This window comes from Flavobacterium limicola (assembly GCF_003634755.1).
Classification (GTDB): domain Bacteria; phylum Bacteroidota; class Bacteroidia; order Flavobacteriales; family Flavobacteriaceae; genus Flavobacterium; species Flavobacterium limicola.
In genome coordinates, this window is the sequence record NZ_RBXA01000001.1 from 935,455 (window position 1) to 960,032 (window position 24,578).

Here is a 24,578-nt window from a genome sequence, read left to right on the forward strand (position 1 = left end):
AATTCCAGCATTGAACGCAACACAAAGTACACTTTCATTAAAATCCATTTATATTGATTTCCGCGAGATTACTAAAGCGCGTCTTGCTGTAAGTGTTGTATTTTCTTCTATAGCAGGATTTATGCTTGGGATTTATGACTTTCATTCTTTGGATTGGATGGTATTACTGAAGTTAGCTGTTGGAGGTTATTGCATGGTGGGCGCTTCTAACGCCTTTAATCAGGTTATCGAAAAAGATTTAGACGCATTGATGGATAGAACGAAAAATCGTCCCGTTCCTGCTGGCAGAATGTCTAGAATTACAGCTTTGGTTATTGCAAGTCTTTTAACTGTTATTGGAATTGCATTGCTGTATACGATCAATCCGAAAACGGCTATGTTTGGCGCTATTTCGATATTTTTATACACAAGCGTTTATACTCCTTTGAAAACCATGACTTCATTGTCAGTTTTTGTAGGAGCTTTTCCAGGGGCAATCCCTTTTATGTTGGGGTGGGTTGCGGCAACTGGAGAATTTGGAATAGAAGCTGGAACTTTATTTTTGATTCAATTTTTTTGGCAATTCCCACATTTCTGGGCTATTGGATGGTTTTTATACGAAGATTACGAGAAAGCAGGTTTCTTCATGTTGCCTACAGGTAAGAAAGATAAAGGTACAGCCTTACAGGTTATTTTATATACAGTTTGGTTGATTTTAGCCTCACTTTTACCTGTTTTTGGTTATACGGGTCGTTTATATATTACGCCTATTGCAGCGGTTATCGTATTTTTGTTGGGACTATGGATGTTATTTTACGCAGTACGATTGTATAAATTGAGAACAGCAAAAGCAGCCCGTACCTTAATGTTGGTGAGTGTTTCTTATATTACGTTATTACAGTTAGTTTACATATTTGATAAATTTTTAAGATAGTTATGGAGATGATAATGACAGCAGCCGAACAAAAATCTAGAACGGCAAGGTCCTATAAATTGATTTTGTTATTTGCAATGGTGAGTATGACCATGATGTTTGCGGGGCTTACCAGCGCTTTTGTGGTAAGTAAATCCAGAGCCGATTGGTTGAAAGATTTTCAGTTACCACCGGCATTCTATTACAGTACTGTAGCGATTATCGCATGCAGTGTAACGTTTCATTTGGCGAAAAAGTCCATTCAAAAAAACGATCAAAGTAAAACAACACTTTTTCTTTTGAGTACATTAGTTCTAGGAATATTGTTTGTAATTTTACAGTTCTTAGGATTTGGACAAATAGTGGAAAACGGTTATTATTTTACAGGAAGTGGGAGCTCAATAACTACTACTTTTTTATACGTTGTGACCGTTGTGCACTTGATTCACCTTGCTGGTGGGGTGATTTCACTGCTAATTATAATTTATAATCATTTTAAACAAAAATACAATTCATCTCAAACCCTTGGAATAGAACTAGGTGCAATGTACTGGCACTTTCTTGACTTATTATGGGTTTATTTGTTTTTGTTTTTATATTTCTTTAAATAAGAAAAAAACGTAAATTTGGAAACTTTTTAACGAATAACTTTTATGGAAGCGACAGTTACTACTGCAAATAGTGAAGAAAAAACTTGGGGAGGCGGCAATGAGCCAATGGGAGCAAGTTATGGTAAATTGATGATGTGGTTTTTTATCGTATCGGATGCTTTAACGTTCTCTGGATTTCTGGCGGCGTATGGTTTTTCTAGATTTAAATTTATTGAGACATGGCCATTGGCCGATGAAGTGTTCACTCACTTTCCATTTATGCATGGGGTATCTGCTCCAATGTATTATGTAGCATTAATGACTTTTATTTTGATTTTTTCATCTGTAACAATGGTTTTGGCCGTTGATGCTGGTCATCAAATGAAAAAAAACAAAGTGATTCTTTACATGTTCTTAACCATTATCGGAGGTATGATATTCGTTGGATCTCAAGCTTGGGAATGGAAAAATTTCATCAAAGGAGAATATGGTGCTATTGAAACAAAAGGAGGTAGTTTACTTCAGTTTGTTGATAAAGATGGTAAACGTGTAGCCTTAGCTGACTTTGCGGCAACTTTACCGGAGGATAGAGAGCAACTGACAAGAAATAAAGCGAAATGGTTTATGAGTGAGCCAGCTTTGCCTTCTTACTCTGTTGCGGAAGTTCAAGCAGGCTTCAAAGCTCATCCTGAACTTTTAATTAGAACAGAGGTAATAACTGCAGCAAAGCAAAAAACAATTCTTTCGAGAGCGGAATCTGAAACAAGGTTGACTCAGGCACATTATGTGGTAGAAGGCGCCAATTTGGTAAGAAACGAGTATGGAAGTAAATTATTTGCTGATTTCTTTTTCTTTATCACAGGATTTCACGGATTTCACGTTCTTTCAGGAGTGATAATTAATATCATTATATTTTTCAATGTATTAATTGGAACATATGAAAAAAGAAGAAGCTATGAAATGGTAGAGAAAGTAGGTCTTTATTGGCACTTTGTAGATTTAGTTTGGGTGTTTGTATTCACCGTTTTCTATCTTGTTTAATTTTCAAAAAAAGTAATATCATGTCACACGTACACGTATCTAATACAGGTAGAATCTGGAAAGTTTTCGGAATATTGTCTGCCGTTACAATAATAGAAGTTTTTTTAGGGATTTTGAAACCCGAATTTCTTCACATGAACAATTTTTTAGGTATGAATTTACTTAATTGGATTTTTTATGCTCTTACGATTTACAAAGCCTATTATATTGTGTGGGCATTTATGCACATGGAAGGCGAGAAGAGTAGTTTAAGAAGTGCAGTTGTTTTTCCATTAATTTTTCTGATATTGTATATACTCTTTATTCTTTTGACCGAAGGGGATTATATTTATGAGGTTTTTAAAAATTCTACTATTAAATGGAATTTTTAACAAGATATTAATTCAAAAAGAGGGTACGCATTGCGTACCTTTTTTTATTTTTGTACTTCAATAATAATAGTGTAATGAAAAAAAATATTGTCCTCTTTGTTCTTTTTATTTTGCCCATAGTTGCATATCTCTTTTTTGCGTCCGGTGTAAACGGGTTTACTAAATTGCCTACTATAACTCCTAATACTGCTGATTTTGGAAATTGGCAATCTTTAGATGGTAAAAAAGTTAGTTTGAATGGAAAAGTAACGATTCTTGGTTTTTCCGGAACAGAACTTTTGAAAAACAGAGGGAATTTTTTTAATTTAAATCAAAAAATTTATCAACGGTATCATGAATTTAAAGATGTTCAATTTGTTGTGATTTGTCCAATTGGAACTGAAAATGATGCTAAGAAAGTAGTTGATGCTTTGTCTGCTTTTACAGATGTGGCACAATGGCGTTTTGTATTTGCATCGCCTGAAGATATAATTTCGTATTATTCACAATTGAAATTGGTAGATAAATTAGATGATAAATTAGGAACTCCTAAAGTGTATATCGTAGACAAAAAAAGAAATCTTCGCGGTAGAAAATTGGTGAAAGATGCTAAAGAAGGGTATAATACATTTCACCCAGCGGAGTTGAGTAACGAAATGCTAGATGACTTCAAAGTGATTCTTTATGAATATCGTGCAGCACTAAAAAAGAACAATAACGCCACCAGAAAAATATAGTAGTTTATGTTTAAAAATAAATCATACATAGGTATCTCTTTTATTATTTTGATTTTTGGAATTTATGCTATTCCTAAAATAGTCGAAAGAATTAAAAATGATAAGGTAGTTCAAGGCGACAGACTCGATAGTGTTAATCCAACAACTACAGAAGAAGGGGAATTAATTAAAATTGGCCCTGCTCCAAAATTTGAATTGATAAATCAAGACAATAAGAAGGTAACCAATGAAACATACAAGGGGAAAGTATATGTCTTGGAGTTTTTCTTTACTACCTGCCCTACTATTTGTCCGAAGATGAATGAAAGTATGCTTCTTATTGAGAAAAAGTTTTTTGGAAATCCTAATTTTGGAATCGTCTCCATCACTATTGATCCAGAGAATGATACTGCAAAAGTATTAAAAGAACATTCCAATCTTCTTGGAGTAAAATCCACTAATTGGAATTTCTTGACTGGCGACAAAGCCTACATATTTAATCTTGCTAATAAAGGGTTCAATCTTTACGCTGGTGAAAATAAAAAAGTTGCAGGTGGTTTTGAGCATTCAGGATTGTTTGCCTTGATTGATAAAAACGGAAATATTCGTTGCAGAAATGACGAATTTGGAAACCCTATTTTATATTATGACGGATTAGATAAAATGGGTGTGCGAAACTTACAACAAGATATTAATATTTTATTAGAAGAATAAAAATGGAAAACAATTCTCTTGAAAAAAAATTCAATAAATTTATAATAGCGGTCTCCATCATAATACCAGTTGCGGTTGCTATACTTTTTGGGGTCAAACTAAAAGATTTTGGATATAATGTAGAACCTCTGTCTTTTTTGCCTCCTATTTATGCTACTACTAACGGAATTACGGCTGTTTTATTAATAGCTGCCGTTATTGCAATTAAAAATGGTAAAAGAAAACTTCATGAAAGGTTGATGACAGGTGCAATTGCTTTGTCAGTAGCTTTTTTGGTGATGTATGTTGCGTATCACATGACTTCTGATTCTACAAAATTCGGAGGAGAAGGAGCTATCAAATACATTTATTTCTTTATTTTGTTTACCCATATAGTTTTGTCAGTGGCTATCATTCCTATGGTTTTAATCACCTATGTGAGAGCATTAGCAGGAAATTTTGATAGGCATAAAAAGATTGCGAAAATCACTTTCCCAATATGGCTGTATGTTGCCGTTACCGGAGTAGTTGTTTATTTAATGATATCACCATATTATGTATATTAAATCTAATAAAAGCTCGAAAGGGAATGTTGCATTCAAGAAGTTGAGTGTTTACATCTTTCTTCTTGTCTTAAGTTTCTCTTCTCTATCTGCAAATGCGCAATGTGCCATGTGTCGTGCTGCTTTGACTAGTGAAGGAAATTCTGCGAAAGCAGCAGCAGTAAATGACGGAATTGTTTACTTAATGGTAATTCCTTACATCCTCGTTGCAGGAATTGGTTATGCAATTTATCGAATGAAGAAGAATAAATCAAGTTAAGCATTTCTCCTCTTTATCAATCCGAATTATTTTAATCCGTTTACGGATACATTGACGTTTCCATTTACTTTTATGAAAGCAATAACAGCTTGATTGGTCAATTGAATTCTTTGAAATTGAATGTCTTCCATTTTTCCGTTTACAAATACACCTTGCATAGGAGAATAGTTTTTTAGATACGTCATCATGCTTTTTTGACCTTCTTCAAGATTTGCTTTTATGGAGTACCGACAACTTTGCTCTATTTTTCTTAAAATCAACCCTTGTGCTAACCAATTAGCTGTTCGCATCAATTTGTTTTTAGTGTCCAAAGCATAGTCTAACTGATCAAAATAGATTTCTTTGGTTTTGTCATTATATTGTGGGAAACCGGCTAAATAGATAGTTCCATTAACAGTGCCCAATACATCTAAAGCGATTATCATTTTTCCTTTTTTGTGCCAGATTGCCACATTTAGAACCCTTACTTTCTTAGATCCAGAACCAAATTCTTGCCCGGCAAAATTTCGGGTCATTATTTTTGAAGCTTCTTGATAGGTAGAAACTGCAACAATATTGGCAGTAATTTCTTGGGGTATTTTAGTAACTGATTTTAAAATAATTTTGCCTGCATTAAATTTAGAATCTGGTTGTTTTCCTATTAATGTCTCCATGTTGCATTTCATTCCCATGTCTAAAACAAATTTGTCATTTTTTAGTTTAGCAGTAGTAGAATAAATTTCAACAGGCACAATTCGAAGCCAACTTTCATAGGTGTCGTTCATTAGAAAAGGAGTGCAAATTTTCTCTAATGCAGCCAGAACATTTGGTTTAAAATCCATTGATTTTGCAATAGCCTCATCAATTTTCTTTTCAATTTTAGATTTGAAAAGTTTTACACCGGGATTAATTAAATAAGTAACTGGAACATTTTTTCCAAAAACCATCATTGTTGGACTTTCATTCCATTCCAAAGATTTTAGTTCTGTTTTTGTATTTAGTTTCCAATTTGTCAAAGAGACATCGCTGAGTAAAGTCACAATGCCATCCAAATTGAATTCGCGGATGTCGTACATTTCGATTCCCATTTTTTTGGTACCGATTCTATATTTTATAACTGCTTTTAAAGGTAAAATAGTTTTTATTTTTTCTCCTTTGTCAGTAACGACAGTGATTGGTGCTTGTTTCCAAACTTTCATTTCTATGTCATCGTCTTCAATGGTATTGTCTTCATAAATTAGTCCGTTTAGTACTGAATTGGTTTGGTTTTCAATATCTTTTAATTTGATACTAATAGGTAAATTTATATACGAAGGTGTGTTTTCGTAAACCAAAGGCGTTGCATCGTCCGGCTCAGGTTTTAATGTAGCGATCTTGTTAGTAGACGAACAGCCTGAAGCAAATATACCAAAGAGAATTCCAAGTAGGATTCGAAAAAAAATGTGCATTTTATTTTAGTTTAAAAAACAAAATTAACAAAAGAATTCTTTTTTTATGAATTTTTGTAACAAATGCTAATTTCTAATGTCTAATTGTTTTATAACTGATTTATGGGTGAAATATTTTAATTTTATTTCATAGATTTTTATTAGAAAAAGTTAAATTTGTTTTGCAGCTATACTGCGCTTTTATTCAAAAATATATGGAAAAAAGAAGTTTTTTTAGTTTAATTACCATGCTAATTTGTTGCGTAACAATTCAGGCACAATCTAAAAAATGGACCTTAGAGGAATGTGTGAAATACGCCATACAAAATAACATTTCCATTAAGCAATCCGAATTGGATTCAAAAACCGCATTAATTGATAAAAAAGGCGCCGTTGGAAATTTTCTTCCTTCTCTTAACGCCAGTGCATCCCATTCTTGGAATATTGGTTTGAACCAGGATATTACTACCGGGCTTTTACAAAATCAAACTACTCAGTTTACTTCTGCTGGAGCAAATGTTGGAATCGATATTTATAAGGGATTACAAAATCAGAACACCCTTCGTAAAGCCAATCTTTCAATAGTGGCTGCCAAGTATCAATTATTGAAAATGCAGGAGGATATAGCTTTGAATGTTGCCAACGCTTTCTTGCAAGTACTTTTCAATAAAGAGAACCTAAAAGTGCAAAAGCAACAGTTAGGGATTAATGAAAAACAATATGCACGCTCTGAAGAATTAGTAAAAGCAGGATCAATTCCCCGTGGAGATTTATTAGATGTGAAAGCCACTGTAGCATTGAACAATCAAAATGTTATTGCTGCTGACAATGCGTTATTAATTTCAAAATTAAGTTTGGCTCAATTGTTACAATTGAAAGACTTTGAAAATTTTGATGTTGTTGATGATACCGATGTTAAAGATGAAAATAATATTTTGGCACAAACACCAAATGCTATTTATGATAAAGCTTTGGAAGGAAGAACTGAATTGAAAATTGCCAGAACTAATTTAGAGATTGCACAGAAAAATGTAGCAATTGCCAAGGGTGCTTTTCAACCTACTTTACAAGGGTTTTATAGTTTTAGTTCGAGGGTTGGTTATAGTGATAGAGTTGTGGGATTTCAACCAAATACTTCAAATCCTACATCTGTAGTTGGTTATGTGGAAGGTACAAATCAAAATGTTTTGCAAAATAATTTTTCTCCCGTATTAGGAAAAGCACTGCCTTTCTTTGATCAATTTAGTGATAATAAAGGACATTCCTTTGGAGCACAATTGTCGATTCCTATCTTTAATGGATTTTCTGTGAGAAATAATTTAGAGCGTTCTAAAGTAAGTTTAGAACGATCAAAAATTGCATTAGAGCAACAAGACTTAGATTTGCAAAGAAACGTTTTTACAGCATTCGCCGATGCTAAAGGAGCACTAAATGCTTACGAATCATCAGTTGTGGCACTAGAAGCCAGACAAGGTGCATATGATTATGCCAAGGAAAAATACGCGGTGGGTTTAATGAATTCGTTTGACTTTAATCAATCGCAAACATTGCTTACTAATGCGCAGTCAGAAGTTCTCCGAACTAAATACGATTATATATTTAAAATTAAAATATTAGAATTCTATTTTGGGATTCCTCTTATCAAAAACTAATTTATCATGTCAAAGAAAACAATTTATATTTTAATAGGTGGTGCAGTAGTAATCATTGCAGGTCTTATCATACTTTCAAAATCTGGAGTCATCGGTAATAAAGATAAAGGAACTGAAGTTGAAACCGCTCAAGTTCTACCTTCGACTATTGTAGAAACGGTTTCAGCTACCGGAAAAATTCAACCGGAAATTGAAGTGAAAATTTCATCAGAAGTATCTGGAGAAATTATTTCTTTGAATGTAAAAGAAGGTCAAGTGGTAAAAAAAGGAGATTTATTGGTAAAAATAAATCCAGATTTATATACTTCGGGTTACAACCGTTCGGTTTCTAACTTATCAGGAACCAGAGCAAATTTAAGCCAAGCAGATGCTTCTTTCAGAGAATCAAAATCCAATTACGACAGAAACAAAACATTATTCGAAAAAGGAATTATTTCTAAATCGGATTGGGATAAAGCTGTTGCTTCTTTTGAGGTTGCTAAAGCGGCTAAACAAACGGCTTATTTTAATGTTCAAAGTGCTTCGGCAACGGTAAATGAAGCGAAAGATAACTTAGGAAGAACTACAATTTACGCACCTGCAGATGGAACTATTTCGATGTTAAACGTAGAATTAGGGGAGCGCGTTTTGGGTACCCAACAAATGACAGGTACGGAAATTTTGAGAGTGGCCAACTTGAATAACATGGAAGTTGAAGTCGATGTCAATGAAAATGATATTGTAAAAATTAAAGTGGGAGACGAAGCGAATGTGGAAGTGGATGCCTATTTGAAAAAACAATTCAAAGGGATTGTAACCAGTATTTCAAATTCGGCGAGTTCAGCTTTGACTGCGGATCAAGTAACTAATTTTAAAGTTAAGGTAAGAATTCTTAAAGAATCCTACCAAGATTTATTAGAAGGAAAACCAGACACGTATTCGCCTTTTAGACCTGGTATGACTGCGACTGTGGATATCATTACAGAAACAAAAAGTAATGTATTGTCTGTGCCAATCAGTTCTGTTGTAGTAAAATCAGATACTGCGGCAGTAAAAGAGATTAAAGTAATTGATCCAAATGAAGAACAAAAAGGAGCGGCGCCTAAAAGTGATAAGAAGTTTGAGTGTGTTTTTGTAAAAGTGGGTGATAAGGCTAAAATCAGAATCATTAAAACCGGTATTCAAGACGATACGAATATTGAAGTTTTGACGGGTCTTAAAAAAGGAGATGTTGTCATTACAGGACCTTATTCAACTGTTGCTAAGGATTTGAATTCAGGAGATAAGGTAGCATTAAAAACCGATAAAGAAAAAGGAGAAAGTAAAAAGTAACCTTTAACGTAATAATTTTGAAATCACAATCATAAAATCTAATTTTGTGGTTGTGATTTTTAATTTAAAATAAAATCTAAAATTGGGCTATATACTAAACATTGAAACTGCAACTAAGAACTGTTCTGTTGCTCTTGCAAAAGAAGGAAAAACGATAGTTTGTAAAGAAATTGCAGAAGAAGGATATTCTCATGCAGAACGACTTCATGTTTTTATTGAGGAGATTATAAAAGAAGCAGGAATTACGCTCAATAATTTATCTGCCATTGCAGTGAGTCAAGGTCCTGGTTCTTACACCGGATTGCGAATAGGAGTGTCTGCAGCAAAAGGACTCTGTTATGCATTAGATATTCCCTTGATTGCGGTGGATACTTTACAGGCTTTGGCAGCACAAGTGACTATTTCCAGCGGATTAATTATTCCTATGATTGATGCCCGAAGAATGGAAGTGTACAGTGCAATTTTCAGCCCGACTTTAGAAAAAAAACGAGAAGTTCTTGCCCAAATTATCGATGAAAATTCATTTGAAGATTTGCAGGAAACAGTTTATTTCGTTGGTGATTGTGCTGAAAAATGCCAATCGGTATTAAATAAAGATAACTATGTTTTCTTAGAAGATATAAAATATCCTTCGGCTAAGGAGATGAGCGCTTTGAGTTATGAGAAATTCAAAATAAACGACACTGTTGATGTCGCTTATTTTGAACCTTATTATTTGAAAGATTTCATGATTACCGCTCCAAAAAAGTAAATAGGAATTCTTACTTATGGAAGCTCTATAATTTCGGATCAGTTGGATTATTCTTTTTAGAAGACTCCTTTACAAATGGCTGAATAACAATTCCTGCCGTATCAAAAGCTTGTTTGCAATTTTGGAGTGTGTCTGCATAGACGCCCCAGAAATCTTCATTTTTTGCCCAAGGTCTTACCGCTAATTGGATAGCACTATCGGTGAGGTTTTTTACAGAAACTTCAGCAGCTGGTATTTCCAATACTTTTGGATTGTTTTTTAGAACGGCAGTAATAATGTCTTTGGCTTCTTTGATGTTCGTATCATAGGAGATAGCAATGGTCAAATCAGCTCTTCTAATTTTTTCCATTGAATAATTGATAATGTTTCCATTGGATAGCGAACCATTAGGGACAAAAATAGTTTGATTATTGGCTGTAATTAATTTGGTTACAAATATTTGTATTTCGCTAACAGTTCCAATCACTCCTTGCGCTTCGATGGTGTCATTTACTCGAAACGGTTTGAAGAGAATAATTAGCATTCCGCCAGCAAAATTAGATAAGGAACCTTGTAGTGATAAGCCTACGGCAAGTCCCATAGCTCCAAGAATGGCTACAAATGACGATGTTTCAATTCCCAGTTTGGAAATAAAAGATACAAATAAAATTACTCTTAGTACCCAAAGTAAAATATCGGCGAGAAATCGTGTCAGCGTAGGATCTAAATTCCTTTTTACCATTATTCTTCTTATAAACCTATTGATAAGTCTAATGATATAAAGTCCGGCAAAAAGAATAATAAATGCAGAAATCAATTTTGGGGAATAGTCAATTAATACTTTTAGAAAAGTATTGGCGTAATCAGTAAGTTGGTCTGGATTTAAATTCATTTTTTGTATAATAAAAAACCTTCTCAAAGGAGAAGGTTAAGTTTGAAAGGCAAAATTACGAATAAATTATTTTTTTATAAATTAATCAGCGTCTTCTTCTATTTTATTTATAGTTTCTTTAGCAATTTTTTTCGCTTCTTCATTGCTGTCTTCTGCAAATGAGCTTACTTTTTCAGCAGTTTCAGCAACTGTTGTTTTAGCTTCACTGGCTAAATCTTCTACTTTATCAACGGTTGTTTCTGCTTTTTCTTTTACGGTTTCTGCTGCATTTTCTAAAACATTTTCTGCTTTGTCTGAAGTATCTGCAACTGATTCTTTAGCATGACCGCTAAAATCTTCTATTTTATTTATAATTGGTGCAGCTGTTTCTTTTACTTTTTCTAATGTTTCTTCAGCAAAATTCTCTGCTTTTTCTAAATAGGGAGTAGCTGTTTCTTTTGCTTTCTCAAATGTTTCCTCAGCAAATGTTTCTGCTTTTTCAAGATATGGTGCTGCGGCTTCTTTTGCTTGTTCAAAAGTAGTTTCTGCTTTATCTGCTAATTCACCGGCTGTTTCTTTGGCTGAGCCAAATAGATTTTTAAAAAATGAAGATAGTCCCATGGTATTTTTATTTGATTAGTCCTACAATATTAAACATTTTTTTCTATGATTGCTTTATTAAATCATTAATAATTTGCTGAAAATCAGTAATTGGCATTAAACAGGTTTTGTTTTGCTACCGCTAAAACAGTGTTTCCTGGTTTTGGTAGCGGGAATTTAAAAAAGGCAATGTAGATTCTTTTTTTGTCCCGACCAATAGAACAATGGGAATATACTGGCTGTTTGTTTTTTACAAAGCACTAAAGCCTGTTCTCCATAAATGGCTCATTTTTTGTTTTTTCGGATAATTTAAAGTCAAATCCATCCAATTCTAGTATGTGGTTGGGTACTCGATTCCACATAGTTTGACCATCAGCATTTGATGGTTGACTTTTTCATAGTAAGAATTACTGAAATAGCACTAAGTTGAAATACGTTTTTTGCCATCATTGAATTAGAAGCTGGAATCATATTGTCTTTAGTTTCGTAATATGCGTTGGTAAAGGCTTCGTCTAGATTTGATGTAAAAACAAAAAAGGATTTTTTATTTTCATAAAAATGCTCCAAACTGTAATTAGTCAGTTTTTTGGCATTGTGAAGCCAATTAAATGTGGCTGGCTTCTGAATGTAATTCGTTCATGAGGTCGTTTTTAGCCCCGGTAGTAGTGGAAATCCTTTCTAGCTCTGAGCTTTTTCAGGGCTGGAAAGATTGCAACGGATGACGGGAAATAGCTTCTAAAAAAAAGCGTCTCGAATGAAACGCTTTGATTTGTTTTGTTAAGTTCTTTATTCGAGTTCGAAAGTCAATTTGAGATTCACTCGAAATTCTGTAATGGCGCCATCGCTTACTGTTGCACTTTGTTCATGAATATAGACAGAACGGATGTGTTTTACTGATTTTGACGCCTTAGCAACTCCTTTTCGAGCTGCATCTTCCCAACTAATTTCTGAGCTGGAAAGTATTTCAATTACTTTTAATATTGACATGATTTCTATTTGTTAAGTGAAACATAAATTTACCAATTTTTTTTAAATAGAACATTTAAAAAGATAAATATTTCACGTAACATGAAGATTTTCAAGTAAATAGTGTTCTGTGTTTTATGCGTTTATTGCTTCAACTTTGATGCTTTCATCATTCAGCATGCTTTTTAGCATGTTTTCGATACCGCTTTTTAATGTAAATGTAGAAGAAGGACAACCGCTGCAGGCACCTTGCAAGATCACTTTTACGGTTTTGTCATTTTCGTTATAAGAGTCAAATGCGATATTTCCACCATCGGCTTGTACGGCAGGTTTTACATATTCTTCTAAAATATTGATGATTTGTTGTGAGGTTACATCCAAATTATCAAATTCTTTTGCCTTAACAGTTTCTTCTGCGGTAACAGCAGCAACATAATTTTCATCTAAAACAGTTCCTCCGTTTTCAATATACTGTTTGATGAAACTTCTAAGTTCTAAAGTGATTTCTTGCCAATCATTGATTTCATATTTGGTTACCGAGATATAATTTTCATCAATAAAAATTTCTTTTACATAAGGAAATTTGAAAAGTTCTTTTGCTAATGGTGAAGCAGCAGTTTGATCAATATTTTTGAATTCAATCGCATTTTTAGTAAGCATTTTGCTCACTACAAATTTTAATGCTGAAGGGTTTGGAGTAGTTTCCCCATAAACTGTTACCGGCTGTTTCTTCGTTTTGTTTTCATCAACAGTGATGATTGTTCCGCCGTCGTTGACAAATTTTTCCATTTGTTCTGCAACGGCATCTTTTACATCGTCCCATTCTACAATACTATATTTTTCGATTGCGATAAAATTGCCGGATATGTAAACTGTTTTTACAAACGGTAAATAAAACAATTGTTGCGCTAATGGAGAAGTTTTTGCTTCATCAATATTTTTAAATTCAAAACTTTCATTTTGAGTGATAAAATCTTGAAATTCAAACTTTAATATCGTTGGGTTTTGTGTTTCTTTTATAGTAACTTTGTTCATGGCTTTTGAAATTTTCACAAATTTACTAAAGTTATTTTCTACGAATAACTATATTTGATTTTTTAATGAATAAATTAACTTTAGTTTAATTTTTAGATTAGTCATTTCCTCTTTTTTGATATTTTTTATTGATTTAGATTTTTTCATTTTTTATTACTCGTGATGTTTATAAAATTTAGATTTTTACTACTTTCTTTTTTTGTTTATCAGTATTCTTTTTCACAAGAAGGAATTGCGGTATATTCTGATTATCTTTCTGATAACTATTATCTGATTCATCCTTCAATGGCTGGAGCTGCTAATTGTGCTAAAGTCAGACTTACAGCCCGCAAGCAATGGTTTGATCAGTCAGATGCTCCTCAAATGCAAACCTTAAGTTTTAATGGTAGAGTAGGTGAAAAATCTGGTGCAGGAATAATTGTTTTCAATGATAAAAATGGATATCATTCTCAAAAAGGAGTGAAATTTAGTTTTGCTCATCACATTATGTTTTCTAGAGATGAGATTGATTTAAATCAATTGTCCTTTGGTGTCAGTGCGGGATTAATCCAAAGTCAATTAGATCAAACCGAGTTCTTACAGTCTGGTGATTATGACCCTATTGTTGACGGTTCTATTGTAGAAAAGGATTCTTATTTTAATGTCGATATTGGTGCATCGTATAATTTTTTGGATTTTTATGCACATGCAACGGTTAAAAATGCCATAGAAACAAGAAGAGAAATTTATACGGAATACGAAAGTGATAATTTAAGAAAATATTTGTTGAGTGCTGGCTATGTTTTTGGAAATAAAGAAAAAATATTATGGGAACCATCCGTTTTACTTCAATTAGTGGAAAAGACTAAAGAAAAATCTATTGATATTAACTTAAAGGCCTATAAAAATTTAGACTTTGGAACGCTTTGGGGCGGATTGTCCTATAGAAGAAGTTTTGATAGTGCTGAATATCTCAATGGTAATAGTGTAGCGAATCAAAAATTACAATATTTCACTCCAATTGTTGGGGTTAACTACAATAATTTCATGTTTGCATATACATATTCACAGGTAACTGGGGATGTTAAATTTGATAATGGGGGTTATCACCAAATTACGTTGGGAATTAATTTGTTTTGCAAACGAGAAAAATACGAGTGTAACTGCCCTGCAATCAATTAATTTACTTTATTATGCTAATTAAATCTGTCAACGGTAAATCACCTTCTATTCCTGAAGATTGTTACGTAGCCGAAAATGCCACTATTGTTGGTGAAGTTACTTTTGGAAAAAATTGCAGCGTTTGGTTTAATGCTGTAATACGGGGTGATGTAAATTTTATTAAAATTGGAAATAAAGTTAACATTCAAGATGGTGCCATTATTCATTGTACGTATAAAAAGCATCCTACAATTATCGGCAATAACGTTTCTATTGGTCATAATGCCATTGTGCATGGCTGTGTTATTCATGACAATGTTTTGATAGGAATGGGAGCAATTGTGATGGATAATTGTTTTATCGAAAGTAACTCTATTGTAGCGGCTGGAGCTGTTATTACTCAGAATACAATTGTGGGAGCTGGTACAATCTGGGCCGGTGTTCCTGCAAAGAAAGTTAAAGACATTGATCAATCAGACTTTGCTGGAGAAATCGAGCGTATTTCTAATAATTACGTGATGTATTCCAGTTGGTTTAAAGAAGAATAAATAGTGTTTTAGAATTCTTTTTCTTCAACCGTAAATTTATTTTCTAATATTTCAGTCAAAACTTTTGTATTTGTATTGGTATAGAAAATGGGTTGACTATTTTCTGCCGATGAAAAACCTACTTTTTCCCGTAATATTTTTTGAGTCTGTTTTGCTACAGCTTCACCGGAATCGATGATGTGAATATGTTCTGGAAGAATTTTTTTTATTTGAGGGATCAAATAGGGATAATGACTACATCCTAATACCAGGTAATCAATGTTGGCTTCAATCATTGGAGTCAGATAGGAGTGAAGCAGTTTAGTCATCTCTGCTGAATTGATATCTCCGTTTTCAATGAGCTGGACTAATCCGTGTCCTACTTGCTCAATTATTTTTGTGTCTTGGTACTTCTCTGTAGTCTTATTGAAAAGCTCACTGTTCAAGGTTCCTTGAGTAGCAAGAATCCCTATTGTTTGTGTTTTAGAATGAGTCACTGCTGGTTTTATAGCGGGTTCTATTCCTATGAAAGGAACGTTGTATTTAGCTCGTAACTCCTGAATTGCATTGGTAGTTGCAGTATTACAAGCAACTACAATTAACTTACAATTCATCTCAAGAAGAATATCAGTATTTTTCATGCTTAATGCAACGATCTCCTCTTTAGATTTTTGTCCGTAAGGCGCATTTTTACTGTCGGCAAGATATATTGTCTTTTCATTAGGCAGCAATTTATGAATTGCTTGCCAAATAGATGTTCCGCCAATTCCTGAGTCAAAAATTCCTATAGGTTGATTATTGCTATTCATGTAAACAAAGTTAAGCGCTAATGCTTAATTTTCCTAAAATTTATTTTAAACAAAAAAACTGCTCAAATCCAATTGGAGGTGAGCAGTTTTTTATGTGAATTGTGATTTTTTTAGAAACCTAAATCTTTTTTTACATCAGCAGTCAAGTTTGGACCATCTGCAAGTAAAAGTGTAGAACCATCTAACACATATTGAAATCCTTTAGCTTTTCCTACTTTTTGGATAGAAGCTCTAACTTTTTCCATTAATGGTTTCACGATATCAGATTCTTTTTGTTGCAATTGTTTTTGAGCATCATCTCTATAGTCAACAATTCTTTTTTGCATATCCTGCACTTCTTTAGAACGGTCTCCATTTACAGCTTCAGTAACAGTTGCAGCTTCTGCTTCGTATTTTTTTAATTTTCCTTGGTATTCTTCAACCATTTTTTTGTATTCACCATCATAGGTAGTACTCAATTTATCTAGTTGTTTTTGAGCATCTAACATTGCAGGCATTTTTGTCATAATTTCGCTTACATCAACATGCGCAGTTTTTGCTTGTGCATTCATAGTTTGGTTTGCTCCTAAGATAAATATTGCAGCAATTAATAAAGTTTTGATTTGTTTCATCGTTTTTAAAATATTAAGTAATTAATTATTGTTTGTGTTTTATTTTAATTTTTCTTCTTTAGCTTTTTTAATAGCTTCTCTTTCTTCCAGTATTTTTTTTCTTTTTTCCTCTAAAGCTTTTTTACGATCTTCAATAACTTTCTTGCGGTCTTCTAAAGTTTGCGCTTTTGCATCAGCTTGATTTTGTTTCAATTTTTCAATACTTTCTTTTGCGCTAGTATTGTTAAAATCGTTATCAGTTTTAGTCTTTGCGGTCTCTTCTATTTTAACATTTGCAGAAATCGTGCCATTTTTTTTGGCTTCCCTGTCTGCTTGAATTTGTTTCCTTTTGTCATCAAATTCTTTTTTCTTTTGTTCCTGAATTAATTTTCTGTCGGCCAGTATTTTTTCTCTGGATGTTTTTTTCTCATCCAAGGCTTTTTGTCTTTCCGCTAATATAGGATTGTCATCCAAAGCATCTTCTCTGTTTTGTTTAGATTCTTCTTCTTTTAATTGTTTTTTAGTCAACTGTTCTCGTTTTTCGGAACGGTTTAAAACACGAAGGACCTGATCACTAATGTCAAATCTTTTGTCAGCAAAAAGCATTGTTAAATCGGATGATTTATCAAAAACAAAATCATATTTTTTTGCTACAGCTATATCTTGAATTGCAGTAAAAACTTGGTCTTGAATTGGCATTGCCAAAATAGATTTTTGCTGAATTAAATCACCATTTGGTCCAAATCTTTTCTGTTGATACTCTAGCATTTCATTTTCCAAAAACTTTATTTCAGTTTCTCTTTCATCAATAAGCTCTTTTGTGAGTAATGCTTTCTCCGCTTTTAAAGCGTCTTTTATAGTATTAAGTTCAACTTTCTTGGTTTCAATTTCTTGTTTCCACTTTTGAGCCTTTTGCTCTAATTGAATTGTTGCTTCAGCATAATCGGGTACATTTTGTAATATGTATTCCATATCAATGTAACCTACTTTTGTTCCTCTGGTTTGCGCATTAATTGTTTGTACAATTACTAAGCTTAAAAATAGATATAAAAATTGTTTTCTCATAACGATACTGTATTAGAAAATCTAAAATCAATTTTTTTAGAATTGTTGTCCAATGATAAAATGGGTTTCCCATCCATTTGCTTTTGCTTGTCCTGGTAATGCATCAAAACCGTGACCAAAATCTATTCCTAATAAACCAAATGCAGGCATAAATACACGTAATCCAACTCCTGCAGAACGACTCAAAGCAAAAGGATTATAACTTTTGAAATCTTTATATGATGAACCTGCCTCCATAAATGCTAATGCATAAATTGATGCTGATGATTTTAATGTTATTGGATAACGCAACTCCATAGAGAATTTGTTGAAAACAGTAGCTCCAATTTGATCTCCTACGCTATTTATTGGTGTTAAGGAGTTGTTTGGATATCCTCTTAATTGAATCGTTTCTCGACCATCCATGGAGAAGTTGGCTAATCCATCGCCACCAAGGTAAAATCGTTCAAAAGGAACGGCTCCTCTATCTTGATTATAGGCTCCAAGAAATCCAAATTCAGTTAAAGCTCTGAGGACTAATTTACCATAAAGCTTAGTGTACCAATCTGCCTTGAATTTGATTTTGTAATATTCTAACCAATTAAATTTCTTTTGATCTACTTTAGCTGGATCTGCTGCTGCATCTTCAAATTTGAAGACTTTATTTCCTTGGGCATCTATATAATCACCTATTTGAACTGTATTTCCATTTGCATCAGCTTGGTTGGATCTGTCAACAGTGTTTTTTAATTTATACTCTTCTTTATCTCCTAATGTTGCGTAATCAACTCCATTAATCAAGGAATAAGGAGGTGTTAGTTTTGCCGAAATACTAAATTCGGAACCATACGTTGGAAATATTGGGTTAACTCCTTTATTGTTTCTAGTTAGTCCTATTGTGTACGCTAAGTTTCTAGATGCTCCGTCTCCAAATGTAAATAATCCGGTATTGTAATTATTTAAATCATAATGTTGGTAACTTACAGATTGTGACAGTACGAAGAAATCATCTGGTACGGTAAGTCTTTTTGCTAAACCTACGGATAATGTCAAGATGTTAAAACTTTTGGTTTTATCTGCTCTCTGAGTGACAAAATTATTTAAAAACTGCTTACTGTATGACAACGAAGTGCTAAAAGATACCGGTTTTTTACCCCCAAACCATGGTTCTGAAAACGATACACTATAGGTTTGAAAGAAGGTACTGGCTTGCAAACGCAAAGAGACTTTCTGACCGTCTCCCATAGGAAGGGGCTTATATGCTTCTTTGTTTAGTATATTTCTTGCCGAAAAGTTATTGAAAGATAGTCCAAGTGTACCAATGAAGCCGCCACCGCCATAACCTCCTTGAAGTTCGATTTGGCTGGATCCTTTCTCTACAAGATTGTATTCAATATCAACAGTTCCTGCTCCTGAATCAACATTCTTAAACTTTGGATCAATCGCTTCAGGATCAAAAAATCCTAATTGTCCTATTTCACGAATGGTTCTAACTAATTCTTCTTTACTGTATTTTTCTCCTGGTTTTGTTCTTAATTCACGGTAAATTACTCGGTCATTTGTTTTATCATTTCCTACAACGGTAATTTTGTTAAAATAAGCGATCGGTCCTTCCGTGATTCGTATCTCAAAATCAATAGTATCGTTTGCTGTTTTTACTTCAACGGCATTTATATTAGAAAATAAATACCCATTATTTTGGTATAAATTCGTGATGTCTTCTGCATCTGGTTTAGACTTGTCTGCAATTCTTTTTTCAAGAAGAACACCATTATAAGTTTCTCCTTTTTTAACACCTAAAACTCGGCTTAATCCTTGATCTGTGTATACTGTATTTCCTAAAAATTTAATGTTTCCAAAATAATATTTATTACCTTCCTCTACATTTATTTTTATAGACAATGCATTTTTAGCTTTGTCAAATGTGACAGAATCCGAAACTATACGAGCATCTCGATATCCTTTTTCTTTGTAGGATTCAATTACTTTTTCTAAATCGGTTTTGTATTTATCTTTTATGAATTTTGAAGCTTTCAAAATACGGGTAAATTTCTTTTGTTTGGTTTCTTTCATCGCTTTACGTAAAGCGTTGTCAGATATTTTTGTATTGCCTACAAAGTCAATTTTTTGGATTTTTACTTTATCACCCTTGTCAATTGTTACAAGCATGTTGACCTGATTTACTACAGCAGTGTCTTTGACAGTGTTTATGTTTACTTTTGTATTGTAGTACCCGTCTTTCTTGTATTTGTTTTCAATGTAGTTCTTTGTAGTTGTAATTAAGTTTTCATTAACTACTTTACCTTTATTAAGGCTATTATCTTTGATTAAACCTTCAGTTTTATTTTTCTTAACACCTACAAATTTTACTTGGTTCAATTTAGGCAGTTCAACAATATTTAAATCAAGATAAATACTGTCATTCTGTATTTTATTAACATAGAACGAAATTTCATCAAAAAGACCTAGTTTGCCAAGTTTTTTTATAGCAGCACTTATTTCTTCACCAGGAATAGTGATTTGTTGTCCTTTTTGTAAGCCTGAAAAGGTAACAACGGTCTGACTGTTGAAACTGATGTCTCCAACAACCGCCACATCTGCTAATATGTATTTTTTTCCTTGATCAAAAGGAACTCTTTCTTGGGCTTTAATTTGTGCAAAACTTCCAAAAATCAAAACGGAAAGGACTATTTTTATGCTTTTATTTAACACTAAAAAATTATTTAATTTGTTCACTTGTTTTTCCAAATCTACGTTCTCTTTTTTGATAACTAATGATAGCCTCATATAAATCTTGTTCTTTAAAGTCTGGCCACAATATATCAGTAAAATACAATTCTGCATAGGCAATTTGCCATAACAAAAAATTACTTATTCTATGTTCTCCACTTGTTCGTATTAATAAATCTACGTCTGGTAAATTTTGCGTGTAAAGATGCTCATTAATAATTGAATCGTCAATACTGTCTATTGAAATTATATTATTTTTAACTTTATTACAGATGTTTCTGACTGCACTTACAATTTCTTCTCTGGAACCATAGCTTAACGCCAGGGTCAAAGTCATTTGAGTGTTGTCTTTGGTTTTTTCAATTACGTCAAGCAGTTCTTTTTGGGCTGATTTTGGTAGTTTTTCCAAATTACCAATAGCGTTCAACTTGATGTTGTTTTTCTGTAGGGTTGTCAGTTCTTTTTTTAAAGAGTTGATGAGTACTTTCATCAAAGTTTCAACCTCTAGTTTTGGTCTGTTCCAATTTTCGGTTGAGAAAGCATATAGCGTAAGAAACTCAATACCTAGTTTGGCACTGGCTTCTATGATTACTTTTACTGACTTTGTACCGCTTTCATGGCCTAAAGCTCTTAGAAGTCCTTTTTGTTTTGCCCAACGCCCATTACCATCCATGATGATGGCTAAATGTTGAGGTAAATTTTTTGCGTCGATATTCTCTAGTAAGTTCATTTTTTTATTCTGCACAATAACAGGGTTTGTTTCCAAAAGTATACGTTAAAGTAACTCCTGAAAAAACATACCAATCATTGTTATTTATATTTCCAAACCGAAGGTATTCCAAATTTGTGTTTTTTGGATTACTTCCATCTATATTGTCAGTCAAAGTGTATCTTGCGCCAACTTCCGCAGCCAGTATTAAATTACGGGTGATGTTTGATTTTATTCCTAAATTCATGGGAATTGCAAATGAACCATCATTTTTATCCTTTTCAGTTTGTCCATTAAATACATATAACGCATCGTATCGAAAGTAGCTTAAGCCAGAGTATAGGTATGGCGTAATTTTTGTACTGGATTCATGAAGATTAAAGTCAAAAAAGTTGAATTCAAGACCTAGAGATACTTCTTTTATACTGTTGTCAAATCGATAGCCTCTTTGATTTCGACTCGCCTCTTTAGAATTTAAATCGTTTGAAGTTATTTTTGATTGTGTGTAGGAAAAGCGGTAGCTATGTCTTGGACTTTTATTCCATTTATATAGCAATCCAAAAGCAAGTTTGTTTGGTGAAACATAGGTTGTAGGACCTACATCTCCTATAAAATTACTTCCGCCAGCAAATACACCAATTTCATGTATTTGAGCTTGGGTGACCATTAAAGGGGAAAACAATAAAAATAAATAAAAAATCTTGTTCATTTAATCAAAAATTGCGTGCAAATATAATAATTATCAATACGATTCAATACCCAATTAGTTAAATGTGTGTTTTTTTGACTATTTGGTTAGTCAACTGACACTAAATGAGTATTTGTTTCACTTAAACGAGAAAAATTGATATAATCGTATAATGTTTAGCTAAAATGATTTAATTACGCTTGTCTTCTCCCCAAAGTAATTTATTGCGTAGTGTTTTCAAAAAGGTTTCCTCGGGGATTTCGACCATATTAATTTGAAATGGCGTTTTCTTTAAAGTCAGAATCGATTCGTTTTTCACAGAAGTAACTCTTGAATCTAAGGAAACTAGATAATTTTCTTCTCTTCCTGAAACTTTTAATCTGATTTCAGTTTCGTCCGGTACAACAAGTGGTCTGGCGGTGAGATTATGTGGTGCAATAGGAGTAATTACTAAACTTTTTACATCAGGGGTCAAAATTGGACCGCCACAACTCAACGAGTATCCTGTAGATCCTGTTGGTGTAGAAATGATTAAACCGTCAGCCCAATAGGAATTCAAAAATTCATCATTCAAGTAAGTATCAATCGTAATCATCGATGTCGTGTCTTTTCGACTGACCGTAATTTCATTCATCGCAAAATTTATTTCCTCTATTGATTCATTGGGTGGTGAACATGTTAAGCTTAATAAAGCTCTTTTAGAAATCGTATATTTTTTATCAATAACAAATTGCATAAATTCAGCAATATTTTCTTTTTGTACCGATGCTAAAAAACCGAGTCTCCCTGCATTTATACCTAATATAGGAATACCTGAATCTCTTACTAATGTTGCGGCTCTTAGGATTGTTCCGTCACCACCGATGCTTATCAGCATATCAAAACTGGAGTCGAGTTCCGTATGGGAGGTGAAAGTTTTGTATTTTTTTTCTACAATTTTCCTTTCGTTGAGCATCAACAAAAAATGAGCCTCGATAATCATCTCTACATTGTTTTTGTTAAAAAAAACAAAGATGTCGTTTATAATAGGTTCTGTACTGTTTTGATAATATTGACCGTAGATTGCTACTTTCATTGTGTTTTTTAATCTTTAATTTGATTATTTGAGATTGTGAATTACCGAATCAATAAATCTCCGAATAAGTGGTTATATGTTCAGATATTTGTCTAAATAATCAGAGCGTTCCTTTAAGTTATTAATGTAATTATCTTCTTGATGCTCTGAAATGATTTCGTAATTGTACCTTCTGAACGTCTGGATAATTTCGTTCATCGCTCCCAAAGTTATTTTCATGGTCACTTCCACACTGTCAACATCGGCTTCCGAAATGAATAAACCCAATAGCTTGCCGTTATTGCTTTCGACAATTTGAGTAATCTGACTCATGGAATAATCTAAAATTGGTTTTCTGACAACAATGATTCCGCCTGGTTCTTTTAAAAAGGGTGTTTCATGAAAAAACTTCATGATGTCTTCTATTTCATAATAACCTACGTAAGTATTGTTTTCGTCCAAAACGGGAACTAAATTAGTATGGTTTTTTGCGAAAACTTCTAAAACATCCAGCCAAATCGTATTTGTTCTGGCAAAAAATCCCTCGAGCGTAAAGCGGTAATCGGCTACTTCTTTGTCACTGTCAAAGGTTTCAATATCTTCCGATGCAATACTGCCAATGTAAATGCCCTCTTCTACAATTGGAAAATGGGAAAAGTGTAAGTCGCTAAAAAAGTCTTGAACGGCCGCAATAGAATCATGGCTGTCAATCGCTTTAAAATCATTGGTAATATATTCTGTAATTTCTGTCATAAATCAATCGGCAATATTTCATGCAAAATAATCAAAAATAAGCAAAATCTCCTAAGTTTTACTTTGTATTTTTGTCCTGACAAATACAAGTATCAAAATCAAAAAGTGTTCTAATGACAAAATTAAGTGTAAACATCAATAAAATAGCTACTTTGCGAAACGCTCGTGGCGGTAATGTTCCCGATTTATTAAAAGTGGCTGCCGACATTCAAAAGTTTGGAGCCGAAGGAATAACCATACATCCGCGTCCGGACGAGCGCCACATTCGCTATCAAGATGCCCGCGATTTAAAGGCTGTGGTTTACACCGAATATAATATTGAAGGAAATCCAGAGAAAACGTTTATCGATCTTGTTCTGGAAATAAAACCAACACAAGTGACATTGGTGCCAGATGCAATTGATGCCATAACTTCTAATGCGGGTTGGGATACTATAAAACACGCTTCATATTTAACTGAAATCGTTCAGGAATTTCAACGAAATGGAATCAGAACTTCGATTTTTGTGGATCCTGTTCTGGAAATGATTGAAGGCGCCAAGAAAATTGGAACTGAAAGAATCGAATTGTACACCGAAGCTTTTGCACATCAATACAGTTTAGGAAATCAAAACGGAATTTTGCCGTACACAGAATCTGCCATTTTAGCCAATGAACTTGGATTGGGAATCAATGCAGGTCATGATTTGAGTTTGGATAATATTCAGTTTTTTAAACAAAATATTCCGGGATTATTGGAAGTTTCTATTGGTCATGCTTTAATTTCCGAAGCTATTTATCTTGGATTGGATAATGTGGTGAATATATATTTGCAAAAATTAAAATAGTTTTTTTAACCATTAAGAAATTAAGATAGATT

At 33.2% G+C, this 24,578-nt stretch carries 27 protein-coding genes; 14 read left to right on the forward strand and 13 right to left on the reverse strand.

Translation table 11 applies throughout. The features are described 5' to 3' along the window. Positions 1 to 10: 10 nt before the first annotated feature. The 8 genes from cyoE to BC952_RS04155 all read left to right on the forward strand — a co-directional run bounded on the left by cyoE (position 11) and on the right by BC952_RS04155 (position 5,104). The gene (cyoE, locus tag BC952_RS04120; protein ID WP_121364358.1) at positions 11 to 913 is read left to right on the forward strand and encodes a heme o synthase; all 903 of its coding nucleotides are present in this window, start codon (positions 11 to 13) and stop codon (positions 911 to 913) included. Between the two features lie 2 nt (positions 914 to 915). Continuing rightward, complete coding sequence (locus tag BC952_RS04125; protein WP_121364359.1) at positions 916 to 1,503, forward strand: cytochrome c oxidase subunit 3; 588 nt, start codon at positions 916 to 918, stop codon at positions 1,501 to 1,503. Between the two features lie 42 nt (positions 1,504 to 1,545). After that, complete coding sequence (locus BC952_RS04130; protein WP_121364360.1) at positions 1,546 to 2,523, forward strand: cytochrome c oxidase subunit 3; 978 nt, start codon at positions 1,546 to 1,548, stop codon at positions 2,521 to 2,523. Positions 2,524 to 2,543: 20 nt separating this feature from the next. Then, positions 2,544 to 2,894 carry a cytochrome C oxidase subunit IV family protein gene (locus BC952_RS04135; protein WP_121364361.1) on the forward strand — a complete coding sequence of 117 codons (351 nt, stop codon included), beginning with the start codon at positions 2,544 to 2,546 and terminating at the stop codon, positions 2,892 to 2,894. 74 nt (positions 2,895 to 2,968) lie between these two features. Continuing rightward, complete coding sequence (locus tag BC952_RS04140) at positions 2,969 to 3,610, forward strand: hypothetical protein (RefSeq protein WP_121364362.1); 642 nt, start codon at positions 2,969 to 2,971, stop codon at positions 3,608 to 3,610. 6 nt (positions 3,611 to 3,616) lie between these two features. Beyond that, positions 3,617 to 4,303, forward strand: a complete 687-nt coding sequence (locus BC952_RS04145) for an SCO family protein (RefSeq protein ID WP_121364363.1) — start codon at positions 3,617 to 3,619, stop codon at positions 4,301 to 4,303. A 2-nt stretch (positions 4,304 to 4,305) separates the two neighbouring features. Then, positions 4,306 to 4,848, forward strand: a complete 543-nt coding sequence (locus BC952_RS04150; RefSeq protein ID WP_113634001.1) for a DUF420 domain-containing protein — start codon at positions 4,306 to 4,308, stop codon at positions 4,846 to 4,848. Beyond that, positions 4,838 to 5,104 (forward strand): hypothetical protein, encoded by a 267-nt coding sequence (locus BC952_RS04155; protein ID WP_121364364.1) that lies wholly within the window; start codon positions 4,838 to 4,840, stop codon positions 5,102 to 5,104. Before BC952_RS04150 ends, BC952_RS04155 begins: the two co-directional genes overlap by 11 nt. Before the next feature lie 26 nt (positions 5,105 to 5,130). On the opposite strand, the gene BC952_RS04160 is transcribed toward BC952_RS04155, so the two are convergent. Then, entirely contained in the window at positions 5,131 to 6,531 is a 1,401-nt protein-coding gene (locus BC952_RS04160) for a DUF4403 family protein (protein ID WP_121364365.1), read from the reverse strand. Positions 6,532 to 6,725: 194 nt separating this feature from the next. On the opposite strand from BC952_RS04160, the gene BC952_RS04165 reads away from it, so the two are divergent. From BC952_RS04165 to tsaB, 3 genes are all read left to right on the forward strand, one after another. Next, a complete protein-coding gene (locus BC952_RS04165; RefSeq protein WP_121364366.1) occupies positions 6,726 to 8,162 on the forward strand; it encodes a TolC family protein in 1,437 nt (478 codons plus the stop codon). A 6-nt stretch (positions 8,163 to 8,168) separates the two neighbouring features. Further along, complete coding sequence (locus tag BC952_RS04170; RefSeq protein ID WP_121364367.1) at positions 8,169 to 9,473, forward strand: efflux RND transporter periplasmic adaptor subunit; 1,305 nt, start codon at positions 8,169 to 8,171, stop codon at positions 9,471 to 9,473. A gap of 82 nt (positions 9,474 to 9,555) precedes the next feature. Then, positions 9,556 to 10,224 carry a tRNA (adenosine(37)-N6)-threonylcarbamoyltransferase complex dimerization subunit type 1 TsaB gene (tsaB, locus tag BC952_RS04175; protein WP_121364368.1) on the forward strand — a complete coding sequence of 223 codons (669 nt, stop codon included), beginning with the start codon at positions 9,556 to 9,558 and terminating at the stop codon, positions 10,222 to 10,224. 25 nt (positions 10,225 to 10,249) lie between these two features. On the opposite strand, the gene BC952_RS04180 is transcribed toward tsaB, so the two are convergent. The 4 genes from BC952_RS04180 to BC952_RS04200 all read right to left on the reverse strand — a co-directional run bounded on the left by BC952_RS04180 (position 10,250) and on the right by BC952_RS04200 (position 13,675). Next, positions 10,250 to 11,095: a mechanosensitive ion channel family protein gene (locus tag BC952_RS04180; protein ID WP_121364369.1), complete on the reverse strand. Its 846-nt coding sequence runs from the start codon at positions 11,093 to 11,095 to the stop codon at positions 10,250 to 10,252. 81 nt (positions 11,096 to 11,176) lie between these two features. Beyond that, positions 11,177 to 11,695, reverse strand: a complete 519-nt coding sequence (locus BC952_RS14910; RefSeq protein WP_208639969.1) for a YtxH domain-containing protein — start codon at positions 11,693 to 11,695, stop codon at positions 11,177 to 11,179. Positions 11,696 to 12,460: 765 nt separating this feature from the next. Further along, entirely contained in the window at positions 12,461 to 12,661 is a 201-nt protein-coding gene (locus BC952_RS04195) for a dodecin family protein (protein ID WP_091165677.1), read from the reverse strand. 114 nt (positions 12,662 to 12,775) lie between these two features. Beyond that, the gene (locus tag BC952_RS04200) at positions 12,776 to 13,675 is read right to left on the reverse strand and encodes a NifU family protein (protein ID WP_113633994.1); all 900 of its coding nucleotides are present in this window, start codon (positions 13,673 to 13,675) and stop codon (positions 12,776 to 12,778) included. Positions 13,676 to 13,837: 162 nt separating this feature from the next. Here BC952_RS04200 and BC952_RS04205 point away from each other — a divergent pair, with 162 nt between their 5' ends. Then, positions 13,838 to 14,836 carry a PorP/SprF family type IX secretion system membrane protein gene (locus tag BC952_RS04205; protein WP_121364371.1) on the forward strand — a complete coding sequence of 333 codons (999 nt, stop codon included), beginning with the start codon at positions 13,838 to 13,840 and terminating at the stop codon, positions 14,834 to 14,836. Between the two features lie 11 nt (positions 14,837 to 14,847). Then, positions 14,848 to 15,363 (forward strand): gamma carbonic anhydrase family protein, encoded by a 516-nt coding sequence (locus BC952_RS04210; protein WP_121364372.1) that lies wholly within the window; start codon positions 14,848 to 14,850, stop codon positions 15,361 to 15,363. A gap of 8 nt (positions 15,364 to 15,371) precedes the next feature. Here BC952_RS04210 and murI read toward each other — a convergent pair whose 3' ends face one another. From murI to BC952_RS04250, 8 genes are all read right to left on the reverse strand, one after another. Beyond that, positions 15,372 to 16,151: a glutamate racemase gene (gene murI, locus BC952_RS04215; RefSeq protein ID WP_121364373.1), complete on the reverse strand. Its 780-nt coding sequence runs from the start codon at positions 16,149 to 16,151 to the stop codon at positions 15,372 to 15,374. A gap of 110 nt (positions 16,152 to 16,261) precedes the next feature. Continuing rightward, positions 16,262 to 16,762, reverse strand: a complete 501-nt coding sequence (locus BC952_RS04220) for an OmpH/Skp family outer membrane protein (RefSeq protein ID WP_121364374.1) — start codon at positions 16,760 to 16,762, stop codon at positions 16,262 to 16,264. Between the two features lie 39 nt (positions 16,763 to 16,801). Then, on the reverse strand, positions 16,802 to 17,806 hold the full coding sequence (locus tag BC952_RS04225) for an OmpH/Skp family outer membrane protein (RefSeq protein ID WP_121364375.1): 1,005 nt from the start codon (positions 17,804 to 17,806) through the stop codon (positions 16,802 to 16,804). A gap of 36 nt (positions 17,807 to 17,842) precedes the next feature. Continuing rightward, positions 17,843 to 20,572, reverse strand: a complete 2,730-nt coding sequence (locus BC952_RS04230; RefSeq protein WP_121364376.1) for a BamA/OMP85 family outer membrane protein — start codon at positions 20,570 to 20,572, stop codon at positions 17,843 to 17,845. Further along, a complete protein-coding gene (locus BC952_RS04235) occupies positions 20,505 to 21,245 on the reverse strand; it encodes an isoprenyl transferase (protein WP_091166525.1) in 741 nt (246 codons plus the stop codon). Before BC952_RS04235 ends, BC952_RS04230 begins: the two co-directional genes overlap by 68 nt. A gap of 4 nt (positions 21,246 to 21,249) precedes the next feature. Next, complete coding sequence (gene porG, locus BC952_RS04240; protein WP_121364377.1) at positions 21,250 to 21,933, reverse strand: type IX secretion system protein PorG; 684 nt, start codon at positions 21,931 to 21,933, stop codon at positions 21,250 to 21,252. A 169-nt stretch (positions 21,934 to 22,102) separates the two neighbouring features. Then, positions 22,103 to 22,987 (reverse strand): NAD kinase, encoded by an 885-nt coding sequence (locus BC952_RS04245; RefSeq protein ID WP_091165642.1) that lies wholly within the window; start codon positions 22,985 to 22,987, stop codon positions 22,103 to 22,105. A gap of 72 nt (positions 22,988 to 23,059) precedes the next feature. Continuing rightward, positions 23,060 to 23,719: a CBS domain-containing protein gene (locus tag BC952_RS04250; protein WP_121364378.1), complete on the reverse strand. Its 660-nt coding sequence runs from the start codon at positions 23,717 to 23,719 to the stop codon at positions 23,060 to 23,062. A 113-nt stretch (positions 23,720 to 23,832) separates the two neighbouring features. Between BC952_RS04250 and BC952_RS04255 the strand changes: the two genes are divergently transcribed. Further along, the gene (locus BC952_RS04255; protein ID WP_121364379.1) at positions 23,833 to 24,546 is read left to right on the forward strand and encodes a pyridoxine 5'-phosphate synthase; all 714 of its coding nucleotides are present in this window, start codon (positions 23,833 to 23,835) and stop codon (positions 24,544 to 24,546) included. The last annotated feature ends 32 nt before the right edge of the window (positions 24,547 to 24,578 follow it).

Excerpts from the sequence above, each read along its gene's own strand:
- BC952_RS04125 (WP_121364359.1), top strand. The coding sequence starts at position 916 with ATGGAGATGATAATGACAGCAGCCGAACAAAAATCTAGAACGGCAAGG.
- BC952_RS04130 (WP_121364360.1), top strand. The coding sequence starts at position 1,546 with ATGGAAGCGACAGTTACTACTGCAAATAGTGAAGAAAAAACTTGGGGA.
- BC952_RS04135 (WP_121364361.1), top strand. The coding sequence starts at position 2,544 with ATGTCACACGTACACGTATCTAATACAGGTAGAATCTGGAAAGTTTTC.
- BC952_RS04140 (WP_121364362.1), top strand. The coding sequence starts at position 2,969 with ATGAAAAAAAATATTGTCCTCTTTGTTCTTTTTATTTTGCCCATAGTT.
- BC952_RS04145 (WP_121364363.1), top strand. The coding sequence starts at position 3,617 with ATGTTTAAAAATAAATCATACATAGGTATCTCTTTTATTATTTTGATT.
- BC952_RS04150 (WP_113634001.1), top strand. The coding sequence starts at position 4,306 with ATGGAAAACAATTCTCTTGAAAAAAAATTCAATAAATTTATAATAGCG.
- BC952_RS04155 (WP_121364364.1), top strand. The coding sequence starts at position 4,838 with ATGTATATTAAATCTAATAAAAGCTCGAAAGGGAATGTTGCATTCAAG.
- BC952_RS04160 (WP_121364365.1), bottom strand. The coding sequence starts at position 6,531 with ATGCACATTTTTTTTCGAATCCTACTTGGAATTCTCTTTGGTATATTT.
- BC952_RS04165 (WP_121364366.1), top strand. The coding sequence starts at position 6,726 with ATGGAAAAAAGAAGTTTTTTTAGTTTAATTACCATGCTAATTTGTTGC.
- BC952_RS04170 (WP_121364367.1), top strand. The coding sequence starts at position 8,169 with ATGTCAAAGAAAACAATTTATATTTTAATAGGTGGTGCAGTAGTAATC.
- BC952_RS04180 (WP_121364369.1), bottom strand. The coding sequence starts at position 11,095 with ATGAATTTAAATCCAGACCAACTTACTGATTACGCCAATACTTTTCTA.
- BC952_RS14910 (WP_208639969.1), bottom strand. The coding sequence starts at position 11,695 with ATGGGACTATCTTCATTTTTTAAAAATCTATTTGGCTCAGCCAAAGAA.
- BC952_RS04195 (WP_091165677.1), bottom strand. The coding sequence starts at position 12,661 with ATGTCAATATTAAAAGTAATTGAAATACTTTCCAGCTCAGAAATTAGT.
- BC952_RS04200 (WP_113633994.1), bottom strand. The coding sequence starts at position 13,675 with ATGAACAAAGTTACTATAAAAGAAACACAAAACCCAACGATATTAAAG.
- BC952_RS04205 (WP_121364371.1), top strand. The coding sequence starts at position 13,838 with ATGTTTATAAAATTTAGATTTTTACTACTTTCTTTTTTTGTTTATCAG.
- BC952_RS04210 (WP_121364372.1), top strand. The coding sequence starts at position 14,848 with ATGCTAATTAAATCTGTCAACGGTAAATCACCTTCTATTCCTGAAGAT.
- murI (WP_121364373.1), bottom strand. The coding sequence starts at position 16,151 with ATGAATAGCAATAATCAACCTATAGGAATTTTTGACTCAGGAATTGGC.
- BC952_RS04220 (WP_121364374.1), bottom strand. The coding sequence starts at position 16,762 with ATGAAACAAATCAAAACTTTATTAATTGCTGCAATATTTATCTTAGGA.
- BC952_RS04225 (WP_121364375.1), bottom strand. The coding sequence starts at position 17,806 with ATGAGAAAACAATTTTTATATCTATTTTTAAGCTTAGTAATTGTACAA.
- BC952_RS04230 (WP_121364376.1), bottom strand. The coding sequence starts at position 20,572 with ATGAGGCTATCATTAGTTATCAAAAAAGAGAACGTAGATTTGGAAAAA.
- BC952_RS04235 (WP_091166525.1), bottom strand. The coding sequence starts at position 21,245 with ATGAACTTACTAGAGAATATCGACGCAAAAAATTTACCTCAACATTTA.
- porG (WP_121364377.1), bottom strand. The coding sequence starts at position 21,933 with ATGAACAAGATTTTTTATTTATTTTTATTGTTTTCCCCTTTAATGGTC.
- BC952_RS04245 (WP_091165642.1), bottom strand. The coding sequence starts at position 22,987 with ATGAAAGTAGCAATCTACGGTCAATATTATCAAAACAGTACAGAACCT.
- BC952_RS04250 (WP_121364378.1), bottom strand. The coding sequence starts at position 23,719 with ATGACAGAAATTACAGAATATATTACCAATGATTTTAAAGCGATTGAC.
- BC952_RS04255 (WP_121364379.1), top strand. The coding sequence starts at position 23,833 with ATGACAAAATTAAGTGTAAACATCAATAAAATAGCTACTTTGCGAAAC.